The organism is Kitasatospora sp. NPDC096140, assembly GCF_040303045.1.
Classification (GTDB): domain Bacteria; phylum Actinomycetota; class Actinomycetes; order Streptomycetales; family Streptomycetaceae; genus Kitasatospora.
In genome coordinates this window covers 45,495-51,494 of record NZ_JBEOUW010000058.1, presented here as the reverse complement: position 1 = coordinate 51,494, position 6,000 = coordinate 45,495, and the positions used below count along the sequence as shown (strand labels likewise).

General features: G+C 69.6%; 5 protein-coding genes and 2 tRNA genes. 1 reads left to right on the top strand and 6 read right to left on the bottom strand.

Going from position 1 to position 6,000, the window contains the following annotated elements; all coding sequences use genetic code 11:
- Positions 1-115: 115 nt before the first annotated feature.
- From clpX to ABT048_RS37405, 5 genes are all read right to left on the bottom strand, one after another.
- Positions 116-1,405, bottom strand: a complete 1,290-nt coding sequence (gene clpX / locus ABT048_RS37425) for an ATP-dependent Clp protease ATP-binding subunit ClpX (protein ID WP_045696864.1) — start codon at positions 1,403-1,405, stop codon at positions 116-118.
- A gap of 284 nt (positions 1,406-1,689) precedes the next feature.
- Positions 1,690-2,352, bottom strand: a complete 663-nt coding sequence (locus ABT048_RS37420; protein WP_329931164.1) for an ATP-dependent Clp protease proteolytic subunit — start codon at positions 2,350-2,352, stop codon at positions 1,690-1,692.
- Between the two features lie 56 nt (positions 2,353-2,408).
- Entirely contained in the window at positions 2,409-3,026 is a 618-nt protein-coding gene (locus tag ABT048_RS37415; protein ID WP_046386806.1) for an ATP-dependent Clp protease proteolytic subunit, read from the bottom strand.
- Positions 3,027-3,295: 269 nt separating this feature from the next.
- On the bottom strand, positions 3,296-4,684 hold the full coding sequence (tig, locus tag ABT048_RS37410; RefSeq protein ID WP_350526083.1) for a trigger factor: 1,389 nt from the start codon (positions 4,682-4,684) through the stop codon (positions 3,296-3,298).
- Positions 4,685-4,977: 293 nt separating this feature from the next.
- Positions 4,978-5,051: transfer RNA gene (locus ABT048_RS37405), tRNA-Pro, on the bottom strand.
- Positions 5,052-5,248: 197 nt separating this feature from the next.
- On the opposite strand from ABT048_RS37405, the gene ABT048_RS37400 reads away from it, so the two are divergent.
- Positions 5,249-5,319: transfer RNA gene (locus ABT048_RS37400), tRNA-Gly, on the top strand.
- A gap of 59 nt (positions 5,320-5,378) precedes the next feature.
- Here the strand turns inward: ABT048_RS37400 and ABT048_RS37395 are convergent.
- Positions 5,379-5,948: a DUF6197 family protein gene (locus tag ABT048_RS37395; protein ID WP_350526082.1), complete on the bottom strand. Its 570-nt coding sequence runs from the start codon at positions 5,946-5,948 to the stop codon at positions 5,379-5,381.
- Between the last annotated feature and the right edge of the window lie 52 nt (positions 5,949-6,000).

Sequence of the window (6,000 nt, the reverse complement as noted above, 5' to 3'; positions counted from 1 at the left end):
CTGGTCTCCGTAGGGGGCGGTGGTGCGGTGGTGGGTGTCGTACCAGGAGTCGGGGAGCGGTTCGGGGCGGTAGACCGACTCGGTGCGCGGGGCCCTTCCGTGTGACGGCCTCGGGTCAGGCGCTCTTCTCGCGGCGCTCGCGCTTGATCATGTCGCGCGGGACGAGGGTGGGGATGGCGTGCTTGGAGACCACGTCCCCGGTGACCACCACGCGGGCGACGTCCTGGCGCGAGGGGACCTCGTACATCACGGACATCAGCACCTCCTCCATGATGGCCCGCAGCCCGCGCGCTCCGGTGCCGCGCAGGATCGCCTGGTCGGCGATCGCCTCCAGCGCGTCCCGGGAGAACTCCAGCTCCACGCCGTCGAGTTCGAAGAGCTTGCGGTACTGCTTGACCAGCGCGTTGCGCGGCTCGGTGAGGATCTGCAGCAGCGCCTCGCGGTCCAGGTTGTGCACGCTGGTGATCACCGGCAGACGGCCGATGAACTCGGGGATCATGCCGAACTTCACCAGGTCCTCGGGCATCACCTGGCGGAAGTGGTCGCTGGCGTCCGACTCCCGCTTGGAGCGGATGTTGGCGCCGAAGCCGATGCCCTTGGCACCCGCGCGGCCCTCGATGATCCGCTCCAGGCCGGCGAACGCGCCGCCGACGATGAACAGCACGTTGGTGGTGTCGATCTGGATGAACTCCTGGTGCGGGTGCTTGCGCCCGCCCTGCGGCGGCACCGAGGCGGTGGTGCCCTCCAGGATCTTCAGCAGGGCCTGCTGCACGCCCTCGCCGGAGACGTCCCGGGTGATCGACGGGTTCTCGCTCTTGCGCGCGACCTTGTCGATCTCGTCGATGTAGATGATCCCGGTCTCGGCCTTCTTGACGTCGTAGTCGGCCGCCTGGATCAGCTTGAGCAGGATGTTCTCGACGTCCTCGCCGACGTAGCCGGCCTCGGTCAGCGCCGTGGCGTCCGCGATCGCGAACGGCACGTTGAGCATCCGGGCCAGGGTCTGCGCCAGCAGCGTCTTGCCGGAGCCGGTGGGGCCCAGCAGCAGGATGTTGGACTTGGCCAGCTCGATGGCGTCCTCGCGGCCGTTGCCGCCGCTGCGGCCCGCCTCGCCGGCCTGGACGCGCTTGTAGTGGTTGTAGACCGCGACCGACAGCGCCTTCTTGGCGAGGTCCTGGCCGACCACGTACTGGTCCAGGAACTCGTAGATCTCGCGGGGCTTCGGGAGCTCCTCGAAGCGCACCTCGGAGGTCTCGGCGAGTTCCTCCTCGATGATCTCGTTGCACAGGTCGATGCACTCGTCGCAGATGTACACGCCTGGGCCGGCGATCAGCTTCTTCACCTGCTTCTGCGACTTGCCGCAGAACGAGCACTTGAGCAGGTCGCCACCGTCTCCGATGCGTGCCACGAGGTGCTTCCCCTTCGCCAGGGGCCCCGCAGGGGTTCCGGGGCCTGGTGCTGTGGACCGTCAACGCCGACGGCGCTCGGTCTCGCTATCCGACGGTACTCTGCCGGGCCCGTGATTCCGTCCTCTTCGCCAGGTCTGCCCTACGCCCTGGGCGAATTGATACCGAACAGATGCCGTGACACGGGCCCGCCGATGGGTGGGGGGGGGGGGGGCGGCCGGGGGGGGGGGCCCCCCCCCGCCCCGATGGGCCCCTCCCGCCCCTCGGGGCCCGGAGGGAGCCGACCTCAGGAGGTCAGCGAGGTCTTGCGGGTGGAGATGATCTGGTCGACCAGGCCGTACTCGGCGGCCTCCTCGGCGGTCAGGATCTTGTCGCGCTCGATGTCCTCGCGCACCTGCTCCACCGACTTGTTGGAGTGCTTGGAGAGCATCTGCTCCAGCTGCTCGCGCATCCGGAAGATCTCCTTGGCCTGGATCTCCAGGTCGGACACCTGGCCGCGGCCGGTCTCGGTGTACGGCTGGTGGATCAGGATCCGGGCGTTCGGCAGGGCCATCCGCTTGCCGGGGGTACCGGCGGCGAGCAGCACGGCCGCGGCGGAGGCCGCCTGGCCCATGCAGACCGTGGTGATGTCCGGCTTCACGTACTGCATGGTGTCGTAGATGGCCGTCAGGGCCGTGAACGAGCCGCCGGGCGAGTTGATGTACATCTGGATCTCGCGGTCCGGGTCCATCGACTCCAGGCACAGCAGCTGCGCCATGATGTCGTTCGCCGAGACGTCGTCGACCTGCGAGCCGAGGAAGATGATGCGCTCCTCGAACAGCTTGGCGTACGGGTCGTACTCGCGGATGCCCTGGGTGGTGCGCTCGACGAAGCGCGGGACGATGTAGCGGCCCTCGGCGCGCATGTCCTCGACGCGGGCCTGGGCGGCCGACAGGCTGGGGATGTTCATGGGGATTCTTGTCCTCCGGGGCGTTGGGGCTGTGGTCTCGTGGGCCGGGCCGAGGCTCAGGCGCCCGTGCCGCCGCCGCCGGGGACGTCCGCGGCGCTGTGCATGATCGCGTCGATCAGGCCGTACTCCAGGGCCTCCTCCGGCGTGAACCAGCGGTCGCGGTCGGAGTCCCGGGTGATCTGCTCGAAGGACTGGCCACTGTGGAAGGCGATCAGCTCGGACATCCGCTTCTTGGTGCGCAGGAGCTGCTCGGCCTGGATGCGGATGTCGGTGGCGGAGCCGCCGAGGCCCGCGGAGGGCTGGTGCATCAGGATGTTGGCGTTCGGCAGCGAGAAGCGCTTGCCCTTGGCGCCGGCGGTCAGCAGGAACTGGCCCATCGAGGCGGCCATGCCCATCGCGATGGTGACGACGTCGTTCTTGATGTACTGCATGGTGTCGTAGATCGCCATGCCGGCCGAGATCGAGCCGCCCGGGGAGTTGATGTAGAGGAAGATGTCCTTTTCCGGGTCCGCGGCCAGCAGCAGCAGCTGGGCGGTGATCTTGTTGGCGATGTCGTCGTCGACCTGCTGGCCGAGGAAGATGATCCGCTCGTTGAGCAGCCGGTTGTAGACCTGGTCGCCAAGGCCGCCGAGCACGTCACCAGCGGCGGCGTGCGGCGCCATCGGGCCAGGCATCTGCATCTGCGGGAACGTCACTTAGCCACCTGCTCAGTCGATTTGGAGGGCCGTTCCGCGGCTCTCGCGATGTCGCACAGCTTCCGGGTATCACGTCGTGATTGTTGCTGTCCAAGGACCCTAACGCGCAGGCCCGGCCGCAGAATCCCTCACGCAGAACTGTTCGCTGTGAGCGCAGGGTCGCGGCGTGCCGCGGGCGGGAAGACAGCGGGCCCGGACACCATGACGGCGTCCGGGCCAGCTGCGTGCCCTCAGGGGGCTGCCGGGGCTCAGGCCTCGGTCTTCTCCTCGGCGCTCTCCTCGGCGGCGGCCTCGACGGTCTCGCCCGTCTCGTCCTCGTCGTCGAAGTTGATCTCGTTGCCCTCGGTGTCGACGACCTTGGCGGCCTCGACCACGGTGGCCAGCGCCTTGCCGCGGGCGACCTCGCCGACCAGCATCGGCACCTGGCCGCCCTGGACGACCTGCTGCGCGAACTGGTCGGGGGTGAGGCCCGAGCCGGCGGCGCGGCGGATGAGGTGCTCGGTCAGCTCCTCCTGGTTAACACCCAGCTCCTCGTCGGCGACGATCTGGTCCAGGACGAACTGGGTCTTGATGCCCTTCTTCGCCTGCTCCTCGATCTCCGCGTCCCACTCCTCGCGGGACTTGCCCTGGGTCTCCAGGTAGGTGTCGATGTTCAGGCCCATCGGCTCCAGCTGGTGGTGCTCGACGTTGTGCTTGCGGGTCTCGATCTCGTCCTTGAGGAGCTTCTCCGGGTACTCGATCTCGACCAGCGCGAGCAGGGCGTCCAGGACCTTCTCCTGGGCCTGGGTGGCCTGGTCGTACTCCTTCATGCGCTCCAGGCGCTTGCGGGAGTCGCCGCGCAGCTCCTCCAGGGTGTCGAACTCGCTGGCCAGCTGGGCGAACTCGTCGTCCAGCTCCGGCAGCTCCTTCTCCTGGACGGTGGTGACGGTGACGGTGACCTCGGAGGTCTTGCCCGCCTGGGTGCCACCCTTGAGCTCGGTCTCGAAGGTCTTCTCCTCGCCGGCGGACAGGCCGACGACGGCCTCGTCGATGCCGTCGATGAGGCGGCCCGAGCCGATCTCGTAGCTCACGCCGGTGGCGGTGCCGTCCTCCGGCACCTCACCGTCGACCTTGGCGACCAGGTCGACGACCACGATGTCACCGGCAGCGGCGGCGCGCTCGACGTCCTTGACCGAGGAGAAGCGCTCGCGCAGCTGCTCCAGGGACTTCTCGACGTCCTCGTCGGAGACGACGATCGGGTCGACCGTCACCTCGATGGACGAGAACTCCGGCAGGGTGATCTCCGGACGGATGTCGACCTCGGCGGTGAACTTGAGGTCACCACCGTCGGCGATCTTCTCGACACCCTCGATGTTGGTGATGTCGGGCTGGCCGAGGACCTCGATCTTGCCCTCGTCGACGGCCTGCGTGTAGAAGCGCGGCAGGGCGTCGTTGACGGCCTCCTCCAGCACGGCACCACGGCCGAAGCGCTGGTCGATGACGCGAGCCGGGATCTTGCCCTTGCGGAAGCCCGGAACCGTGACCTGCTGGTTGATCTTCTTGTACGCCGCGTCGAGGCTGGGCTTGAGCTCCTCGAAGGGCACCTCGACGGTGAGTCGAACCCGGGTCGGGTTCAGAGTCTCGACGGCGCTCTTCACGGTTACGTCTCCTAGGGGCTTGCGGTCAGGTTGTCTCCGCCCGTCCCCGCCGCTAGGCCGGAGCCGTACGGGTGGGTCGGACGAGACGGGCGATGGGCGGTTGGAGCTGCATCTCCCGTGGGGTGGACGGTGAGCTTGACTCCTCGCCCTCGTGCGGTTGACCTGGGTGGACGCCACAGGGACTACCGCCAGCGCCCCATCCTACCGGTACCACGAAAGGCGGACGCCAGACGCCACCGTACCGGCCGAACAGAACAGGGCCCCGCCCCGGTGGGCGAGACCCTGCCGCACTGTCGGGGTGACCGGATTCGAACCGACGGCCTTCCGCTCCCAAAGCGGACGCGCTACCAAACTGCGCCACACCCCGTGGTGCCGAGAGGAAGCGTACACGGCGGGCCTGTTCGGCTCGCCGACTATTTGGGCGCGGGCGCGGGCGCGACGGCGCCGGTGTTCCAAGCGGGCGCGGGGGGCGGAAACGCGGTGTGCGAAACGGGGTGTGCACGCGGGCGGCCGGACCAGGTACGCTGTTGCCCGAACTTCCGGCCGTCACGGCTGGGGGATCATGCGGGCGTAGCTCAATGGTAGAGCCCTAGTCTTCCAAACTAGTCACGCGAGTTCGATTCTCGTCGCCCGCTCTCCGCCCGGCCCCGGTGCGCACTCGCGCGCCGGGGCCGGCTGCGTTTCCAGGGGCCGCTCAGAGCCCGAGGCGGGCGGCCCGGGCGGCGGCCCGGTCGAGCAACTGGTGGACGTCGCCCTCCCGGGTGGTGGGGCGGTCGTTGAACTCGTCCGGGGAGCGCGCCGGACGGCCGGTGCCGTGCAGCACCTCCATCAGCTGGACCCGCGCGGTGCGGACGGTGGCCGGGGTGCCGTAGCCGTGCGCCAGCACCGCGGCCTGGGCGCCGAGCAGGCAGACCCGGCCGGCCCGGTCCCACATCGCGCCCTGCAGCCAGCCGTGGGCGCCGATGTAGCGGGAGGCGAGCCGGAGGTGGTCGGCCGCGGTGACCGGGACGGGGCGGGCGGGGCGGCGCAGCGCCCGGTCGAGCAGGGTGGCGCGGGGCGCCGGGTGGCCGGCCTGCCAGGGGCTCGGGGTGCTGCCGTACGGGCAGACGTACCAGGCGGGGGTGCGGGCGGGGGCGGGCAGCGAGGCGAGGTACGCCTCGATCTCGGCGACCAGGGCGGCGCCGTCCGGACCGGACGGCAGCGGCCGGAGCGGGAACGGTCTGACCGGGGGCGGGGGGAGCGTCGGGTCGGTGGTGCGGGGCATGCGGGTTCTCCGGGCGGAAGGCGTTCGGGTTCCGCTGCCCAAAGTGGGGCAT

Bases quoted from the DNA above. Each gene is read 5' to 3' on its own strand.
- ABT048_RS37415 (WP_046386806.1), bottom strand. From the start codon at position 3,026: ATGCCTGGCCCGATGGCGCCGCACGCCGCCGCTGGTGACGTGCTCGGC.
- ABT048_RS37420 (WP_329931164.1), bottom strand. From the start codon at position 2,352: ATGAACATCCCCAGCCTGTCGGCCGCCCAGGCCCGCGTCGAGGACATG.
- ABT048_RS37395 (WP_350526082.1), bottom strand. From the start codon at position 5,948: ATGCCCCGCACCACCGACCCGACGCTCCCCCCGCCCCCGGTCAGACCG.